The organism is Streptomyces caniferus, assembly GCF_009811555.1.
GTDB classification, from domain to species: domain Bacteria; phylum Actinomycetota; class Actinomycetes; order Streptomycetales; family Streptomycetaceae; genus Streptomyces; species Streptomyces caniferus.
On the sequence record NZ_BLIN01000005.1, the window covers coordinates 2,002,119 to 2,019,335 of the forward strand.

General features: G+C 73.0%; 16 protein-coding genes. 1 reads left to right on the forward strand and 15 read right to left on the reverse strand.

All coding sequences use genetic code 11. The features are described from left to right. Positions 1-6: 6 nt before the first annotated feature. The 5 genes from der to aroH form a co-directional block, all read right to left on the reverse strand. The gene (gene der / locus Scani_RS25430; RefSeq protein ID WP_159480156.1) at positions 7-1,467 is read right to left on the reverse strand and encodes a ribosome biogenesis GTPase Der; all 1,461 of its coding nucleotides are present in this window, start codon (positions 1,465-1,467) and stop codon (positions 7-9) included. Between the two features lie 95 nt (positions 1,468-1,562). After that, positions 1,563-2,219 (reverse strand): lysophospholipid acyltransferase family protein, encoded by a 657-nt coding sequence (locus Scani_RS25435; RefSeq protein ID WP_159480157.1) that lies wholly within the window; start codon positions 2,217-2,219, stop codon positions 1,563-1,565. Beyond that, a complete protein-coding gene (cmk, locus tag Scani_RS25440) occupies positions 2,216-2,950 on the reverse strand; it encodes a (d)CMP kinase (protein WP_159480158.1) in 735 nt (244 codons plus the stop codon). The genes Scani_RS25435 and cmk overlap by 4 nt, the downstream gene beginning before the upstream one ends. Positions 2,951-3,035: 85 nt before the next feature. Further along, positions 3,036-4,121 (reverse strand): prephenate dehydrogenase, encoded by a 1,086-nt coding sequence (locus Scani_RS25445; RefSeq protein WP_159480159.1) that lies wholly within the window; start codon positions 4,119-4,121, stop codon positions 3,036-3,038. Next, positions 4,118-4,480 (reverse strand): chorismate mutase, encoded by a 363-nt coding sequence (aroH, locus tag Scani_RS25450; protein ID WP_159480160.1) that lies wholly within the window; start codon positions 4,478-4,480, stop codon positions 4,118-4,120. The genes Scani_RS25445 and aroH overlap by 4 nt, the downstream gene beginning before the upstream one ends. Positions 4,481-4,719: 239 nt before the next feature. On the opposite strand from aroH, the gene Scani_RS25455 reads away from it, so the two are divergent. Beyond that, positions 4,720-5,415, forward strand: coding sequence for a nucleotidyltransferase domain-containing protein (locus tag Scani_RS25455; protein ID WP_159480161.1), 696 nt, complete (start codon positions 4,720-4,722; stop codon positions 5,413-5,415). A gap of 127 nt (positions 5,416-5,542) precedes the next feature. On the opposite strand, the gene Scani_RS25460 is transcribed toward Scani_RS25455, so the two are convergent. The 10 genes from Scani_RS25460 to Scani_RS25505 form a co-directional block, all read right to left on the reverse strand. Continuing rightward, entirely contained in the window at positions 5,543-6,343 is an 801-nt protein-coding gene (locus tag Scani_RS25460) for a nucleotidyltransferase domain-containing protein (protein WP_159480162.1), read from the reverse strand. After that, complete coding sequence (locus tag Scani_RS25465) at positions 6,336-7,358, reverse strand: ADP-ribosylglycohydrolase family protein (protein ID WP_159480163.1); 1,023 nt, start codon at positions 7,356-7,358, stop codon at positions 6,336-6,338. Before Scani_RS25465 ends, Scani_RS25460 begins: the two co-directional genes overlap by 8 nt. Positions 7,359-7,475: 117 nt before the next feature. Beyond that, positions 7,476-8,666 carry a pseudouridine synthase gene (locus Scani_RS25470; RefSeq protein WP_159480164.1) on the reverse strand — a complete coding sequence of 397 codons (1,191 nt, stop codon included), beginning with the start codon at positions 8,664-8,666 and terminating at the stop codon, positions 7,476-7,478. After that, the gene (gene scpB / locus Scani_RS25475) at positions 8,666-9,370 is read right to left on the reverse strand and encodes an SMC-Scp complex subunit ScpB (protein ID WP_159480165.1); all 705 of its coding nucleotides are present in this window, start codon (positions 9,368-9,370) and stop codon (positions 8,666-8,668) included. The genes Scani_RS25470 and scpB overlap by 1 nt, the downstream gene beginning before the upstream one ends. After that, positions 9,367-10,590 (reverse strand): segregation/condensation protein A, encoded by a 1,224-nt coding sequence (locus tag Scani_RS25480; RefSeq protein ID WP_167538136.1) that lies wholly within the window; start codon positions 10,588-10,590, stop codon positions 9,367-9,369. The genes scpB and Scani_RS25480 overlap by 4 nt, the downstream gene beginning before the upstream one ends. A gap of 253 nt (positions 10,591-10,843) precedes the next feature. Next, a complete protein-coding gene (locus tag Scani_RS25485; protein ID WP_159480167.1) occupies positions 10,844-11,509 on the reverse strand; it encodes a hypothetical protein in 666 nt (221 codons plus the stop codon). Beyond that, positions 11,494-12,510 (reverse strand): ParA family protein, encoded by a 1,017-nt coding sequence (locus Scani_RS25490; protein ID WP_384439633.1) that lies wholly within the window; start codon positions 12,508-12,510, stop codon positions 11,494-11,496. Before Scani_RS25490 ends, Scani_RS25485 begins: the two co-directional genes overlap by 16 nt. A 488-nt stretch (positions 12,511-12,998) precedes the next feature. Next, positions 12,999-14,114, reverse strand: a complete 1,116-nt coding sequence (ald, locus tag Scani_RS25495; protein WP_159482364.1) for an alanine dehydrogenase — start codon at positions 14,112-14,114, stop codon at positions 12,999-13,001. Positions 14,115-14,282: 168 nt separating this feature from the next. Next, positions 14,283-16,418 carry a tetratricopeptide repeat protein gene (locus Scani_RS25500; RefSeq protein ID WP_159480169.1) on the reverse strand — a complete coding sequence of 712 codons (2,136 nt, stop codon included), beginning with the start codon at positions 16,416-16,418 and terminating at the stop codon, positions 14,283-14,285. 167 nt (positions 16,419-16,585) lie between these two features. Further along, positions 16,586-17,212, reverse strand: a complete 627-nt coding sequence (locus tag Scani_RS25505; RefSeq protein ID WP_159480170.1) for an NUDIX domain-containing protein — start codon at positions 17,210-17,212, stop codon at positions 16,586-16,588. Positions 17,213-17,217 lie beyond the last annotated feature (5 nt).

Here is a 17,217-nt window from a genome sequence, read left to right on the forward strand (position 1 = left end):
CCGCCGCTACTTCTTCTTGCTGCGCTTCTCGCGCACCCGCACGGAGATGTGGATCGGGGTCCCGTCGAAGCCGAACTCCTCGCGCAGCCGCCGCTCGACGAAGCGGCGGTAGCCGGCCTCCAGGAAGCCGGAGGCGAACAGCACGAAGCGCGGCGGCTTGGTGCCCGCCTGGGTGCCGAAGAGGATGCGGGGCTGCTTGCCGCCGCGGATCGGGTGCGGGTGGGAGGCGACGATCTCACCGAGGAAGGCGTTCAGCCGCCCGGTGGGGATACGGCTCTCCCAGCCCGCCAGCGCGGTCTCGATCGCCGGGACCAGCTTCTCCATGTGGCGGCCGGTGCGCGCGGAGACGTTCACCCGCATCGCCCAGGGGATCTGCACGAGGTCCCGCTCGATCTCCCGCTCCAGGTAGAAGCGGCGCTCCTCGTCGAGGGTGTCCCACTTGTTGTAGGCGATGACCAGGGCGCGTCCGGCCTCCACGGCCATCGTGACGATGCGCTGGTCCTGCACGCTGATGGATTCGGACGCGTCGATCAGGACGACCGCGACCTCGGCCTTCTCGACGGCCGCCGCGGTGCGCAGCGAGGCGTAGTAGTCGGCGCCCTCCTGGAGGTGCACCCGGCGGCGGATACCGGCGGTGTCCACGAACTTCCAGGTCTTGCCGCCCAGTTCGATCATCTCGTCGACCGGGTCGCGGGTGGTGCCGGCCTGCTCGTTGACGACCACCCGCTCCTCGCCGGCGACCTTGTTCAGCAGCGACGACTTGCCGACGTTCGGCCGGCCGATCAGCGCGATGCGGCGGGGGCCGCCGAGCGCGGCGCCGAAGGTCTGCGCGGGGGCCTCGGGCAGCGCGTCCAGCGCGGCGTCGAGCATGTCGCCGGTGCCCCGGCCGTGCAGCGCGGAGATCGGGTGCGGCTCGCCCAGACCCAGCGACCACAGCATGGCGGCGTCGGCCTCGCCGGACGGGCCGTCGACCTTGTTGGCGACCAGGACCACGGGCTTGCCGGACCGGCGCAGCAGCTTGACGACGGCCTCGTCGGTGTCGGTCGCGCCGACCTTGGCGTCCACGACGAAGACCACCGCGTCGGCGGCCTCGATCGCGAACTCGGCCTGCATCGCCACGGAGGCGTCGATGCCGAGGACGTCCTGCTCCCAGCCGCCGGTGTCGACGACCTTGAAGCGGCGGCCGTTCCAGTCGGCCTCGTAGGTGACGCGGTCGCGGGTGACGCCCGGCTTGTCCTCGACGACCGCTTCCCGGCGGCCGATGATGCGGTTCACCAGGGTCGACTTGCCGACATTGGGGCGGCCGACGACGGCGAGGACGGGCAGCGGGCCGTGGCCGGCCGCGGCGATGTCACCCCCGACCTCCTCGAGGTCGAAGCCCTCCTCCGCGGCGAGCTCCATGAACTCCGCGTACTCGGCGTCGCCAAGCGCACCGTGCTCGTCGCCGGTAGGGATCTGGTCGTTCATGAAGTCCGTTCCTCACGCATTCAATGTGCGGCTACTGCCGCGTGGTCCTCGTGGTCGGTGGGCCCCTCGTCCGCGGCCCACTACTCAAGTCTGGTTCAGCGCCCGGTCAGGCGCCTGGCCTCTGCCAGGTGGGCGGTCAGCCGCTCCTGGATGCGCACGGTCGCCTCGTCGAGCGCCTTGCGGGTGCGCCGTCCGCTGCCGTCGCCCGCCTCGAAGGCGGCGCCGAAGACGACGTCGACGCGGGACCGCAGCGGCGGCACCGCCGGGGTCAGCCGGCTGTGCCGCTCCTTGCTGCCGAGCACCGCCACCGGCACCACCGCGGCGCCGGAGCGCACCGCGAAGTACGCCAGGCCCGCCCGCAGGGAGGCGAAGTCGCCCTCGCCGCGGGTGCCTTCCGGGAAGATCCCCAGCACGCCGCCCTGTTCCAGCACCCCGAGGGCGTCGGTGATCGCCTTGCGGTCGGTGGTGTCGCGGTCCACCTTCAGCTGCCCGATGCCCCGCAGGAACGGGTCCAGCGGGCCGACGAAGGCTTCTTTCTTGATCAGGAAGTGCACCGGCCGCGGCGCGGTGCCCATCAGCATCGGACCGTCGATGCCGTGCGAATGGTTGACGGCGAGGATCACCGGTCCGGCCGACGGCACCCGCCAGGCGCCCAGCACCCGCGGCCGCCACAGCCCGTACATCAGGCCGATGCCGATCCGCCGTCCGACCGCGGCGCCCGCCTCGCTCGGGGCCTCGCCGCTGTCGGTCACCGGGCGACCCGCCCTGCCTTTTCGGCGCCGGCGCCCTCGATGAGGGTGACCACGCACTCGATGACCTGCTCCAGGGTCAGCTCGGTGGTGTCGACCTCGACGGCGTCGTCCGCCTTGGCCAGCGGGGAGGTCTTGCGGCCGGAGTCGGCGGCGTCCCGCTTGATCAGCGCCTCGCGGGTGGCGGCCAGGTCACCGGCCTCCTTGCCCTTGAGCTCGCCGCTGCGGCGGGCCGCCCGCGCCTCGGGGGAGGCGGTGAGGAAGACCTTGAGGTCGGCGTCGGGCAGGACGGTGATGCCGATGTCCCGGCCCTCGACGACGATGCCGTTCGGCGCCTCGGCGGCGATGCTGCGCTGCAGATCGGTGATCAGGGTCCGCACCTCGGGCACGGCGCTGACGGCGCTGACCGCGGCGGTGACCTCCTGGGTGCGGATCGGGCCCGCGGCGTCCAGGCCGTCGACCGTGATGGTCGGGGCGGCCGGGTCGGTGCCGGAGACGATCACGGGCTTGGCGGCGGCGTCGGCCACGGCGGTCGCGTCATCGACGTCGATGCCGTTGTTCAGCATCCACCACGTGATCGCGCGGTACTGGGCACCGGTGTCGAGGTAGCCGAGGCCCAGCTTGGCGGCCACGGCCTTGGACGTGCTGGACTTGCCCGTGCCTGCGGGGCCGTCGATGGCGACAATCACTGCTGCCGGGGCGGTCCGGGCGGCGGTTTCCACGGTGACGAACACCTTTCTTGTACACGGGGCGGGGGTCCAAGGCCATAAGGGCCTCGGACAAGGTTACTGGCTCACCCGCACGGCGCCGTCCACGGTGTCACTGCCGGATGGACCAGCCCCGCTCGCGCAGCTCCGCGATCAGCCCCGGCACCGCCTGCGGCTCGACCATGAGCTGGATGAAGCCCGCCTGCTGGCCGGTGGCGTGCTCGATGCGGACGTCCTCGATGTTGACCCCGGCCCGGCCGGCGTCGGCGAAGATCCGGGCCAGCTCGCCGGGCTGGTCGCCGATGTAGACGGCGACGATCTCGTAGACGGCCGGGGCGGCGCCGTGCTTGCCGGGCACCCGCTCGCGGCCCGCGTTGCCGCGGCGGAGCACGTCCTCGATGCCGCCGACGCCGTCGCCGCGCTTGGCCTCGTCGGCGGACTCCAGGGCCCGCAGCGACCGTACCGTCTCGTCCAGGTCGGCGGCGACCTCGCTCAGCACATCGGCGACCGGGCCCGGATTGGCGGCGAGGATGTCGATCCACATCGCCGGATCGGAGGCCGCGATCCGCGTCACATCCCGGATGCCCTGGCCGCAGAGGCGTACGGCGGTCTCGTCGGCGCCCTTGAGGCGGGCGGCCACGAGGCTGGAGACCAGCTGCGGGGTGTGCGAGACGAGAGCGACGGCGCGGTCGTGCGCGTCGGCGCCCATCACCACCGGGACGGCCCGGCACAGGGCGACCAGCTCCAGGGCGAGGTTGAGCACCTCGGTGTCGCCGTCGCGGGTCGGGGTGAGCACCCAGGGCCGGCCCTCGAAGAGGTCGGCGGTGGCGGCCAGCGGGCCGGAGCGCTCCTTGCCGGCCATCGGATGCGTGCCGAGGTAGCCGGAGAGCTCGCAGCCCATGGCCTCCAGCTCACGGCGCGGGCCGCCCTTGACGCTGGCGACGTCGATGTAGGCGCGGGCCGCCCCGCGCCGGATGGCACCGGCCAGTGCCCCCGCGACATGCGCCGGCGGCACGGCCACGATGGCCAGATCGACCTTCTCCGGGGGCGCCTCCGCGGTGCCCGCGCCGAGCGCGGCGGCCGTCAGGGCCTGGGCCTGGTCGTGGTCCTCCAGGAAGACCTGGACGCCACGCGCGGCCAGCGCCAGGGCGGCGGAGGTGCCGATCAGGCCCGTTCCGATGACGAGTGCGGTCCTCACTGCGCGATGTCCTTTCGCAGCGCGCCGGCCGCGCCGAGGTAGACATGGGCGATCCCGGCCTTGGACAGCCCGGTCTCGACATGGGCGAGCACCCGCACCACGCGCTCCATGGCGCCGGTGATGTCCAGCTCCTGGGCGCAGATCAGCGGGACGTCGGTGATGCCCAGGGCGCGCGCGGCGGCGGCCGGGAAGTCGCTGTGCAGATCGGGGGTGGCGGTGAACCACACGCTGATCAGGTCGTCCGCGCCCAGGTCGTTGCGTTCGAGGATGGCGGTGAGCAGCTCGCCGACCTGCTCCTGCATGTGCTCCGCGTCGTCCCGCTCCAGCTGGACGGCCCCGCGGACCGCTCGTACCGCCACGTCACTGCTCCCCTGCGTCCTGTGCCGCGCCACGCACCTGTGCGCGCACTGATCAGCGTAACCAGCCGCACCGACAATCCGTGCGCGCAGGCCGCCCGGCGAGACGGCCACGGGGCGAGGGCAGGCGTCCGTGCGCGCCGCGACCGGCCGTCCACCGACAGTGACACCGCTTCCGGAGTGCGGCATTCCGCCTTGGAAACCTGGTGACATTCACCCTCCCGCCAGCGACAATCGCCGCCATGTCCGAAGCCGCCGAAGGTCACACCCTGGTCGCCGAGCACACCGTCTACGCCTGTGTGATGGGCTCGCGCGCCTTCGGTCTGGCCACGGAGACCAGTGACACCGACCGGCGCGGGGTGTATCTCGCACCCACCCCGCTGTTCTGGGGCTTCGAGAAGCCGCCGACCCATGTGGAGGGACCGCGCGAGGAGGAGTTCTCCTGGGAGCTGGAGCGGTTCTGCCATCTGGCGCTGCGCGCCAACCCCACCATCCTGGAGTGTCTGCACTCCCCGCTGGTGGAGCGGGCCGACGCCACCGGCCGGGAGCTGCTCGCGCTGCGCGACGCCTTCCTGTCCCGGCAGGCCCACCGCACCTTCGCGGGCTACGCCGGCGGTCAGCTCAAGCAGTTGCGGGCCGACGTGCGGCAGTACGGCGCGCCCCGCTGGAAGCACGCCATGCATCTGCTGCGGCTGCTGGCCTCCTCCCGCGATCTGCTCCGTACCGGCGTGCTCACGCTGGACGTGGGCCCGGACCGGGAGGAGCTGCTGGCGGTCCGGCGCGGGGAGGTGGCCTGGGACACGGTGGAGCGCCGGATGGCGCGGCTGGCCGAGGAGGCCGAGGCCGCGGTGTCCGGCTCGCCGTTGCCGGCCGAGCCGGACCGGGGCCGGGTGGCCGACTTCCTGTTCCGGGCCCGGCGGGCCTCGGCGCTCGGCTGAGGCGGGCCGCGGCACCCGGCGGGGGCGGGCCCGCTGTACCCGGCGGGGGGCGGGCCGCTGCACCCGGCCGCGGCGCCCGCTCGGACCCGCCTGCGCCCCTGCCTGCCGCCCGCCGTCCGCCGTCCGCTCAGCAGCCCAGCCGGGTCCGCACGATCAGGTCGTGCAGCGCATCGCGACCGCCGGGGGCGTCCGGGAGGGCGGTGGCCACCTGGGCGGCGTCCAGCCGGGCGTGCAGCGCCTCGATGTCCCTGCGCAGCCGCACCGCCTCCACCACCTCGCCCGCCGGGCCGTGTTCGGCCTCCTCCTTGGCCGCGATCAGCTCCGGTATGTAGGCGGGAGCCGCCGACTCGCCCGCCAGCGTGGGCAGATGGGGCTGCACCCGGCCGCTGTCCATGAGGTGGATGCCGGTGAGCAGCACCCGCAGCGTGTACAGCAGTGGCTTCAGCTCGCCGGTCTTCTCGAAGAGCCGCCACTGGGTCGTGGCGAAACCGCGGTAGTGGTGGGCGTGGTGGGAGGTGAGCAGGCCCGGGGCCAGCGCGGTCAGTTCGGCATGCACGGGGGTGGTGTGCACGACCAGCGGGGAGAGCAGCTGCTCCAGGACGTAGCCATTGCGGCGCAGAAGCAGCCGGGCGAATTTCCGCAGGTCGTGCGAGACCAGATCCATCTCGACGCCGTCTTGCTCCCACATCAGGGTGCGGGTCTCCGCAGGCTCGTGCAGGCCGACGAGGGCGGCCGTGGGCAGCAGGTGGGCGCCGCGCAGGTCGACGTCGGAGTCCCGGGACGGGAAGCCGTACAGATGCGCACCGGAGACCGTCGCGAAGACCAGCGGATCGTCCTGTTCCGCCACCACGGCGCCCAGGTCGACGGCGGGCAGCCCGGCCGCCCGGAGGACGGCTTCCCGTGCCGTGACGGAGGGGGTCTCACGCATCCCACGCCTCCCCCAGTGCCAGCAGTTCGTCGCGGTACTCGATACGGGAGGCCCACTCCCCGGGCCAGGCGCCGGCCCCGAGATGAGCGCCGGCGAAGGCGCCGCTGAGGCAGGCGATCGAATCGGAGTCCCCGGAGGTGCAGGCGGCCCGGCGCAGCGCGGTGAGCGGCTCGTCGGGGAAGAGCAGGAAGCAGAACAGGCCGGTGGCCAGCGCCTCTTCGGCGATCCAGCCGGCGCCGGTGGCCAGGCAGGGGTCGGCTTCCGGGTCCGGGGCGCCGAGCGCCGCGTCCAGGCGGTCCAGGACGCCGAGGCAGTCGTCCCAGCCGCGCGCGATGAAGGCCTCCGCGGACGGGTCCTGGCTCCGCCGCCACAGGTCGCCGAGCCAGTCCTCCCGGTAGACGGTGCGGTGGTCCTCGGCGTACGCCCGCAGCAGGCCGGGCAGTTCGGCGGGCGGGGTGCCGTCGGCGAGGGCGCGTACGGCGCGGGCGGTCAGATCACTGGCGGCCAGGGCGGTGGGGTGCCCGTGGGTCAGCGCGGACTGCAACTGCGCGGCGCCGGAGCGCTGCGGGAGGCTCAGGCCCGGCGCGAGCCCGATCGGCGCGACCCGCATATTGGCGCCGCAGCCCTTCGACCCCATCCGGGAGGCCTCGGCCCACGGCCGCCCTTCGTCGGCGAGCAGCGCACAGGCGCTCAGGCAGGTGGCGCCCGGCGCCCGGTTGTTGTCGGGCGAGCGCCACCAGGCGACGTACTCCTCGCGCACGGGCGCCGCCAGGCCGGACGGGGTGAGCGCACCGCGCCCCAGGGCCGTCCGCAGCCCGCGGCCCAGCGCCAGCGTCATCTGGGTGTCGTCGGTGACGAAGGCGGGGTCGGGCAGCGCCATCCGCCGCCAGGGGCCGCACTTGGCCAGGATCGACGGCACATCGTTGAACTCGGTGGGAAAGCCGAGCGCGTCGCCCAGAGCCAGCCCGATCAGCGAGCCGGTGGCGACGGTCCCCATTGCCCCCGTGGACATCATGAAAAAACCACCCCTTAATGTCGCAGTGACATTAAGGGGTGGCCGGGCGGAGCCGCAAGGAAGATTTCCTGCGTGCGGTCCCGCCGGAGGCGCTGCGGCCCGCCGGGCGCCGAGGCCTTAGAGCTCGACCTCGCGCATCAGCATGCCGACCTCGGTGTTGGTCATCCGGCGCAGCCAGCCCGACTTCTGGTCGCCCAGGGCGATCGGGCCGAAGCTCGTACGGACGAGCTTGTCGACCGGGAAGCCGGCCTCCGACAGCATCCGGCGCACGATGTGCTTGCGGCCCTCGTGGAGCGTGACCTCGACGAGGTAGTTCTTGCCGGTGTTCTCCACCACCCGGAAGTGGTCGGCGCGGGCGTAGCCGTCCTCCAGCTGGATGCCGTCCTTGAGCTGCTTGCCCAGGTCGCGCGGGAGGGGGCCCTGGATCGCTGCCAGGTAGGTCTTCTTGACGCCGTAGCGCGGGTGCGTCAGGCGGTGGGCCAGCTCACCGTGGTTGGTGAGCAGGATGATGCCCTCGGTCTCGGTGTCCAGCCGGCCGACGTGGAACAGCCGCGTCTCACGGTTGGTGACGTAGTCGCCCAGGCACTGGCGGCCGTCCGGGTCCTCCATGGTGGAGACCACGCCGGCCGGCTTGTTCAGCGCGAAGAAGAGGTACGACTGGGTGGCGACCGTCAGGCCGTCGACCTTGATCTCGTCCTTCTCCGGGTCGACCCGGACGCCCTGCTCCATGACGACCTGGCCGTTGACCTCGACGCGCGCCTGGTCGATCAGCTCCTCGCAGGCACGCCGCGAGCCCATACCGGCCCTGGCCAGCACCTTCTGCAGACGCTCGCCCTCCTGGTCGCCGAACGTCTTGGGGGTCTTGACCTGCGGCTTGTTGTGGCGGGCGCGGTTGCGCTCCTCCACCTGGGCGTCGTACTCACGGGGCCGTGCGGGCGCCTGGCCGCGGCCGCGCTGCGGGCCGCCCTTGGCACCGGGGCGGGCGCCCTTGGACGCAGCACCGGTACGCGGGCCGCCCTTGGCGCCGCCACGGGCCGCCGCGCCCCGGCTGCCCGTGCTCTTGGCGCCGCCGGTCTTGGAGCCGCCCTTGGGACCGCCGCTCTTGGCGCCGCCGCGCTCGTCCTTACCTCCCGGGCCGCCGGCGCCGCCGGTCCCGCCCACGTCGTAGCGGCGCTCCTCGGGACGGGGACGGCCGGCGCGCTGCTGCTTCTCGTCCCTCTTGCCCCCAGCCTTCGGCTGGGAGGTGCCCCCACCCGCGCCGCGGTAGTTGCCCCGCCCGCTGTCGTTGTTCCTGCCGCTGCTTCGCATCAATGATCCGTCTGAGAGTCGCCGCTGTCGTCTACGTCGAACGACGGGATACCTTCCGGGGAGTCGCCCTCGACCGCGTCCGCCTCCGGGAGGAACGGTGCGAGCTCAGGGAGCTCATCCAGGCCGCGCAGGCCCATCCGCTCCAGAAAGTAATTCGTCGTCCTGTACAGGATCGCACCTGTTTCAGGTTCCGTCCCCGCCTCCTCCACCAGGCCGCGCTGGAGGAGCGTGCGCATCACACCGTCACAGTTCACGCCGCGTACGGCCGAGACACGGGAACGGCTGACCGGCTGACGGTACGCGACCACGGCCAGAGTCTCCAAAGCTGCCTGGGTGAGCCGGGCCTGCTGCCCGTCCAGAACGAAGCTCTCGACCGCGTCCGCGTACGCGGCGCGGGAGTAGAACCGCCAGCCGCCGGCCACCAGCCGCAGATCGAAACCGCGCCCCTGACGTGCGTAGTCGTCGGACAGCTCGCGCAGGGCCAGCGCGATCGCGCGGCGGGGCCGCTGCAACACCCTGGCCAGGTGTTCCTCGGTCGCGGGCTCGTCGACGACCATGAGGACCGCCTCCAGCGCGGGCTTCAGCGCCAGCTCGGCGACGCCCAGCGTCCCGGCCGGTGCGCCGGGCCGGTCCCCCGGGACCTCGTCCGGGCCGGGCTCCGCCTCCGTGATGTCGTACGCCCCGTTGCCGGCCCCGCCGCTCATGCCCGCTCCTTCGCTGTGTGTGCCGCCTGCTCCGCCCCGTCGGCGCGCCCGCCCGGTTCCTGGTCGAACTCGTCCGTGACCACCGGCTCGGCCCCCTCCGCGCCCGTCCAGCGGACCTGCAGCGCCCCCAGGGCCTCCTCCTGCTCCAGGACCACCACCCGCTCCCGGTAGAGCTCCAGCAGGGCCAGGAAACGCGCCACGACGGTAAGGGTGTCCGGTGCGCCCGCGCACAGGTCCTGGAAGCTCGCCTCGCCCGCCTCGCGCAGCCGCGCCATCACCACCTCGGCCTGCTCCCGCACACTCACCAGCGGCGCATGGATGTGGTCCACGTAGACCTGCGGCCGGGCCTTGGGCTGCATCGCCTTCACCGCGAGCTCGGCGAACCCCTCCGCCCCGGTGCTGATGACCACCTCGGGCAGCAGTTCGGCGAGGTACGGCTCCAGCCCGACCGTACGGGGACAGCGGCGGGCCTCGTCCGCCAGCCGGCCGCTGAAGATGTCCGCGACCCGCTTGTAGGCGCGGTACTGCAGCAGCCGGGCGAAGAGCAGATCACGGGCCTCCAGGAGCGCGAGATCCGCCTCGTCCTCCACTTCGGCCGCGGGCAGCAGCCGGGCCGCCTTCAGATCCAGCAGGGTCGCCGCGACGACCAGGAACTCGGTGGTCTGGTCCAGGTCCCAGTCCGGCCCCATGGCCCGGATGTGCGCCATGAACTCGTCGGTCACCTTCGACAGCGCGACCTCGGTGACGTCCAGCTTGTGCTTGGAGATCAGCTGCAGGAGGAGGTCGAAGGGGCCCTCGAAGTTCTCCAGCCGGAGGGTGAAGGTGCCGTCACCGGCCTTGGGGGCAGGAGATCCGGGGGGAGAGTCACCGGGGGGTTCCTCGGGGGCGGGGCCGGAGTCGGCTGCCGGTGACGCGTCGTCGGTCTCGGGCGCCTCGGCCGCCTCGGCTACCTCGGGCGAGTCCGCCATCCTGGGCCCGTCCGACACATCGGGTCCGTCCGACGCATCGGGCCCATCCAGCGCCGAGGACCCGTCCGACGCCAAAGGCCCGTCCGCCCCCTCGGCCCCATCCGGCCCCCCAGACCCGTCAGGCCCGTCCAGCACCCCGGGCTCGTCCGGTGCCGCGGGCGCACCACCCGGTGCCACCGGCCCCGCGGCGGCCCCCCGCCCGAGAGGTCTGCGGGCGCGGGGCGCGGGGGCGTCGTCGTTCGTCGTCGGCATCGCGGTCCATGGTGCTGCGGTCCCGTGCCGGGGGCGACGGGCTGGTCACGGGCGGGAGACCCCGCCGAGGAGGCAGGCTATCCCGCGGCGCCCGCGTCCTGGCCGACCCCGACGCGGCCGGCCCCGCGCGGCGTGACGTTTTTGCACCATGACGACCGTCACAAAGAAATCTCCGCCACCATGGCGGGCGGCCGCGGCGAAGGCACCCGGCGGCGCCGAACCGGCCGCGCCCGGGCAGGAGCCGGACCGGGCGTCAGCGTCCCCGCAGCCGCCGCACCAGGATGCTGGCGTCGCCGCGCGACTCCAGGTCGGCGAGGACCACGGCGACCGCCTCGCGGACGATCCGGCCGCGGTCGACGGCGAGGCCGTGCTCGCCGCGCAGCACCAGCCGCGCGTGTTCGAGGTCCATGAGCTCCTCGGCGGAGACATAGACGGTGATCTTCTCGTCGTGCCGTTCCCGGCCGCTGGGGCGGCGGTTGGCGCCGCGGGAGCCACCGCGCCGGCGCCCCTGACCGCCGGCCTGCGCGGCCGCCGCGGCCGCGTCGGAACCTGCCTGGCCGCCCTGGCCCGCCTGCGCCCGGTGGCCCTTGGCGGTGTCGCCGTCGCCCTCCCGGCCGCTGTGCTCGGCCGGAGCCCCGACGGCGGGGACCCGCGGCGGCGTGGCCGGTCCGCCGTCACCGGCCGTCGCTGCCGGGGTGTCCCAGTTGCCCGCCCCGGACCGCCGCTGCCGTACCGCGGAGGCCGTCTCCGGCGCCTCCTCCGCCGTATCGGGCTCGCCGGCCGGTGCGGGCACCCGGGGCGCCTCGCCGTTGGCCGTGGAGCCGTTCGCCGAGCGGCGGGGGCTGGAGGGCTGCAGCCCCACTCCCCCGGTGGTACGGAACAGTTCGTCGGCTCCCGGCAGACTCACTCGGCGTGACACCGGGCGAGCACCTCCCTGGCGAGCTGGCGATAGGCGGCGGCGCCGACGGAGTTGGAGGCGTACGTGGTGATCGGCTCACCCGCGACGGTGGTCTCGGGGAAGCGGACCGTACGGCCGATGACGGTGTGGTAGACGTGGTCGTCGAAGGCCTCGACGACACGCGCCAGGACCTCGCGGCTGTGCACCGTGCGGGAGTCGTACATCGTCGCCAGGATGCCGTCGAGTTCCAGTTCGGGGTTGAGCCGTTCCTGGACCTTCTCGATCGTCTCGGTGAGCAGCGCGACGCCACGCAGCGCGAAGAACTCGCACTCCAGCGGCACGATGACCTTGTGAGCCGCCGTCAGGGCGTTGACGGTGAGCAGGCCGAGGGAGGGCTGGCAGTCGATGACGATGTAGTCGTAGTCGGCCAGCAGCGGCTTCAGGGCGCGCTGCAGGGTCGACTCGCGCGCGACCTCGCTGACCAACTGCACCTCTGCCGCTGACAAATCGATATTGCTGGGCAGCAGGTCCATGTTGGGGACCGCGGTCTTCAGGAGCACCTCGTCGGCCGACATGCCCCGCTCCATGAGCAGGTTGTAGACCGTCAGGTCGAGCTCCATCGGGTTGACGCCGAGTCCGACCGACAGGGCGCCCTGCGGGTCGAAGTCGACGAGCAGCACCCGTCGTCCGTATTCGGCGAGTGCGGCACCCAGGTTGATGGTCGAGGTGGTCTTGCCGACCCCGCCCTTCTGGTTGCACATCGCGATGATCTTGGCGGGGCCGTGCTCGGACAGCGGTCCCGGGATGGGGAAATAAGGGAGCGGGCGTCCGGTCGGGCCGACGCGTTCGCGGCGCTGGCGCGCGGCGTCCGGCGCGAGCGTCGCGGCGTACTCGGGGTCCGGCTCGTACTCCGCGTCCGGATCGTAGAAGTGCCCCTGGGGCAGGTCGTCGTAGTCGGCGAGACGGGCGGGTTCTCCACTGCCCCGGTCGCCGGCCATGGCGTTCACGTGATGGCCGTCCATGCTCTGGTGGGCTGTCGTGGAAATGCTCTGGTGGGCTGCGAAGGTGTGGACCGCGACGGAGCCGACAGCCTCGCGCCCCGAGGGGTCCTGGCCCCGTGCAACCACTCCTGGTTGACCACCTCCGGGAGAAAATGTCGACTCATTCACAAGTCGTCTTACCTCCTTGGATGTGACCAGGAAACTTTATCGATAGGTCAGCGTGGCACCATGCCGACGGTTGGCGACTCTATGGCGTGTCGGGCGTCCGCAGCAACACAATCCACCGGACCCGGCACGATGTGTCGGTAACCGGACCCCCGATGTCAAGGGCGCAAGTCGCATCGGCCCGAAGTTTCAGGGGTACGCGAAACGGCTAAAGGGTCACGTTCGCGGCGAGTTGGGAGCGGGCGTTCCGGAACATCGGGTTCCGTGCGCCGCAAACGGCTCCGGCCGGGCCTTGTCGACAAGGCCCGGCCGGATATGCAGCGTTGACGCGCTTCGTTGACGTCTCAGCCGAGGAGCGTGCGCAGTTCGACGTGCTCCAGGCCGTGCGCCTCGGCGACCGGGCCGTAGACGACCTTGCCGTCGTGCGTGTTCAGGCCCTTGGCCAGCGCCGGGTCACGGCGCAGCGCCTCGACCCAGCCGCGGTTCGCCAGCTCCACGATGTAGGGCAGCGTGGCGTTGGTGAGCGCGTGGGTGGAGGTGTTCGGCACCGCGCCGGGCATGTTGGCGACGCAGTAGAAGACCGAGTTGTGGACCGCGAAGGTCGGCTCGGCGTGCGTGGTGGGACGGGAGTCCTCGAAGCAGCCGCCCTGGTCGATCGCGATGTCGACAAGAACACTTCCGGGCTTCATCTTGGCGACGAGCTCGTTGGTGACCAGCTTGGGGGCCTTGGCACCCGGGATCAGGACCGCACCGACGACGAGGTCGGCCTCGACGACGGCCTTCTCCAGCTCGTAGGCGTTGGAGACGATCGTCTGCACCTTGGTGCCGAAGATCTTGTCGGCCTCGCGGAGCTTGTTGATGTCCTTGTCGAGCAGGGTGACGTGGAAGCCGAGGCCCACGGCGATCTGCAGCGCGTTCCAGCCGGAGACGCCACCGCCGATGATGACGGCCTTGCCCGCGTGGACACCGGGGACACCGCCGGGCAGCACACCGCGGCCGCCTGCCTGGCGCATCAGGTGGTACGCGCCGACCTGCGGGGCGATCCGGCCCGCGACCTCGGACATCGGGGCGAGCAGCGGCAGCTGGCGGCCGGCCGTCTCGACGGTCTCGTAGGCGATCGCGGTGGTGCCGGACTCCAGCAGCGCGTCGGTGCACTCCCGGGAGGCGGCCAGGTGCAGGTAGGTGAAGAGCGTCTGGTCCTTGCGAAGGCGGTGGTACTCCTCCGCGATCGGCTCCTTGACCTTCAGCAGCAGGTCGGCGGTGCCCCAGACCTCGTCGGCGGTGCCCAGGATGGTGGCACCGGCGGAGACGTACTCCTCATTCGTGATGGAGGAGCCGAGGCCGGCGTCCTTCTCGATGAAGACCTGGTGGCCGTGGCGGACGAGTTCGTTGACTCCGGCGGGCGTGATAGCCACGCGGAACTCGTTGTTCTTGACCTCGCGGGGGATGCCGACCTTCACGTCGATCACGGTCCTTGAAAGAGAGGGTGCAGGAGGAATTATCCCCTCATGCGATGCATGACGGAACTGACCGCGCTGAACGCGGCCCGGCCAGTCTATTGAAGGAGCTCTCGTTGTCTAGCCTTGCAAAGCATTAAATCTCGCGAGAAGCACTACCGATTTCGCAGGTCACTCGGAGTGATCTTCGAGGAGTCGCTCCCCCACGGCCCGATGGAGCCGTGCCGCTGCCGGATCTCCGAGCCGCTCGAGGGTGTCCGCAATCCGTAGCTGCAGTGCCGCCTCCAGTCGTCCGTCGCCCGCCTTCCGGGCGATACCGAGGGCTTCCAGACAGGTCCGCAGCGACTCCTCGGGGCGCCCCGCGTACTCCTGCACCCGGGCCACCTCACCGGTCGCCCGCGCCTGACCTGCCACATCGCCGGTCCTGCGGTACGTGCCGACCGCGGCCCGCCAGGCCTTGAGCGCCTCGCCCCACCGGCCCGCGTAGGTGTGCGCCCCGCCGATCTTGCCCATCAGCCGTGCCGCGTCCCCGCTCTCGCCGCGGGCCAGCCGCAGCTCCAGCGCCCGGCCGTACCAGTCCGCGGCCCGCTGCCAGTCGCCCAGCACGGTGTACGTACCGCCCAGCGACTCCAGCGCCCGGCCGGTCGCCACCGGGTCCTGCACCGAGCGTGCCGCCTCCAGCGCGCCCCGGTAGCGGGTGAGCGCCTGAGCGGTACGGCCCGCCTGCCCGTCCAGGTCCGCGAGGTTCAGCAGGGCGGCGGCCTGCTCCCGCGGCAGCCCGCGCCGCTCGGCGACCTGGAGCACGAGGCCGTGCAGCGCGTAGAGGTCCGGCGCGGCGGCCTCGGGGCCCTGGTGCACGAGCAGCGTCCGGGTCAGCGCGGCCATCAACCGCCGGTCCAGGGTGTCGAGTTCACCGTCCGCGACGGCGGTCCTGGCGGCGTCGAGCAGCGCGCCGCGGCGGCTGCGCAGCCAGTGCGCGGCGGCGCCCTTCGAGGAGAAGCGCAGCGAGCGCGGCAGCCCGTCGACCTTCTCCCGGGCGGGGGAATCGGCCGGCTCGCCCATCGCGCGGCAGGACTGGAGCAGCCGTACGGTCCGCTCCAGCATCCGGGCGCGGGCCAGCTGGACGTCGGCCGGGCGCTCGTGTTCCCGCAGCAGTTCGCGCGCCAGCGGGTCGAGGCAGCCGGGCAGCCGGTACTGCGGGCGCAGGGCCGGGTCGGGCGTGCTCGCGTCGGGCGCGTCGCCGTCCTCGGCGGCGACCGGCCGCAGCAGCCCGAGCCCGGCGAAGTCGCCGAGCGTCGTGGTGGCGGCCGCCACCGAGCAGCCGGCCAGCGCGGAGGCGATATGGGCGTCCACGAGACCGCCCGGCGCCAGGGTGATCAGCCGCAGTATGCGGGCGGCGGGCGGCGGCAGCGCGTCATAGGCGAGCCGGAAGGCGCGGAACAGCGGGCGGGCGCCGGTCGGCAGGTCCGCGGGCAGCTCGATGGCGTGCAGTGCCTGGTACAGATCGGCGACCGAGGACTTGGGGCGGGCGGCGAGCCAGGCACCGGCCAGCACCAGCGCGGCGGGCTGGCCGCCGCACTCCTCGGCGACGCTGTCGGCGGTGCGCGGGTCGACGGTGATCCGGGTCGGCCCGGCGTACCGGCTGAGCATCTCGACACCGGCCGCGCTGTCCAGGCCGCCCAGGGCGCACGGCCGGACGTCCGGAATGCCGGTCAGCGGCCCCTGCGAGACCACCACGACCAGGCAGTCGGGGGCGTCCGGGATCAGCGGTTCGACCTGCTCAGCGCCGGGTGCGTCGTCCAGGAAGAGCAGCGCGCGGCGCCCGGTGAGGGCTTCGCGCAGCTGCTCGGTCAGTTCGTCGTCGGCGGCGCCGGGCGGGGCGTCGGCGCCGAGCGCGGTCAGCAGCTCGCGCGCGGTGCGGCCGGTGTCGGCCGGTTCGCCGCCCGGCCCGGTCAGCGTGGCCCGCAGCACCCCGTCGGGATGCCCGTCCGCCAGCTCCCGCAGCAGCTCCTCGGCCAGGGCCGTACGGCCCGAGCCGGGGCGGCCGGCGATCAGCAGCACCCGGCTGCGGGGGCCCTTGCGGCCGGAGAGGGTGTCCAGGCCGGCCCGCGCGATGTCGGCGTGCAGGGCCTTGAGCTCGCGGCGGCGTCCGGCGAACCCGGTGGTGGCGGGCGCGGCTGTGGCGGCGGGGCGGGCGGCGGCACCGTCCTGGCGGGCCCCCGGGGCCCGCTGTCCGGGTGCCGCCGTGACCGGCCCGTCCGCCGTCTTGGGCGGGAGGTGCCCCCCGCCCACCGCCTGGTCCGTCACCGGTCACGCTCCCGTCCACCTGCGCATACGTGTCCGCCGCTGGGACGGAACGCTGCCGAGCGTAGTTCACGGGCCGTCACCTGCCCTGCAGAGCAGGGCGGTTGGGTCACCCGATCGGATCGGTGGATCATCCGACCGGCTCCTGTCGGGCCGGCGGGCCCGGTGGCTCAGGCCTCGAAGGGGCGGGCCGGCCACGGGGCATCGGCCGGGCGCAGCGCGTCCAGGCCCTCGCCGGCGCGGGCGGCGGTCAGCGCCAGCACCCCCACGACGAGGCAGTTGTTGTGCAGGTCGCCGTCGAGCACCCGGCGGATCAGCTCGTCGTGCGGCACCCGGGCCAGCTCCATGTCGGCCTCCTCCTCGGAGACCTCGAACCGCTCCCCCTCGGCCTCGGACAGGCCACGGGCGAGGAAGATCCGTACGGCCTCGTCGCAGCCGCCGGGGGTGGTGTAGACGTCCGTCAGCACCCGCCAGTCCGCGGCCTTGACGTGCGCCTCCTCGTACAGCTCCCGCTGCGCGGCGTGCAGCGGGTTCTCACCGGGGACGTCGAGCAGCCCGGCGGGGATCTCCCACAGCTTGTGGCGCACGGGGTGGCGGTACTGGCGCAGCACCAGCACCCGGCCCTCGTCGTCGAGGGCGAGGACGGCCACGGAACCGGGGTGGACCTGGTAGTCGCGCGTGACGGTGCCGCCGTCCGGCATGACGACCGTGTCGGTGCGCACACTGGTCTTGTTCCCGGTGAACGGCGTCGTGGTCGCGGTGACCGTCCACTCCTCCGGGGTGTCCTTGATCGCCATGGCGC

What these genes read in the sequence shown, in the direction of transcription:
- der (WP_159480156.1), bottom strand. Translation starts at nt 1,467, where the DNA reads ATGAACGACCAGATCCCTACCGGCGACGAGCACGGTGCGCTTGGCGAC.
- Scani_RS25455 (WP_159480161.1), top strand. Translation starts at nt 4,720, where the DNA reads ATGTCCGAAGCCGCCGAAGGTCACACCCTGGTCGCCGAGCACACCGTC.
- Scani_RS25460 (WP_159480162.1), bottom strand. Translation starts at nt 6,343, where the DNA reads ATGCGTGAGACCCCCTCCGTCACGGCACGGGAAGCCGTCCTCCGGGCG.
- Scani_RS25465 (WP_159480163.1), bottom strand. Translation starts at nt 7,358, where the DNA reads ATGATGTCCACGGGGGCAATGGGGACCGTCGCCACCGGCTCGCTGATC.
- Scani_RS25470 (WP_159480164.1), bottom strand. Translation starts at nt 8,666, where the DNA reads ATGCGAAGCAGCGGCAGGAACAACGACAGCGGGCGGGGCAACTACCGC.
- scpB (WP_159480165.1), bottom strand. Translation starts at nt 9,370, where the DNA reads ATGAGCGGCGGGGCCGGCAACGGGGCGTACGACATCACGGAGGCGGAG.
- Scani_RS25480 (WP_167538136.1), bottom strand. Translation starts at nt 10,590, where the DNA reads ATGCCGACGACGAACGACGACGCCCCCGCGCCCCGCGCCCGCAGACCT.
- Scani_RS25490 (WP_384439633.1), bottom strand. Translation starts at nt 12,510, where the DNA reads ATGGACGGCCATCACGTGAACGCCATGGCCGGCGACCGGGGCAGTGGA.
- Scani_RS25505 (WP_159480170.1), bottom strand. Translation starts at nt 17,212, where the DNA reads ATGGCGATCAAGGACACCCCGGAGGAGTGGACGGTCACCGCGACCACG.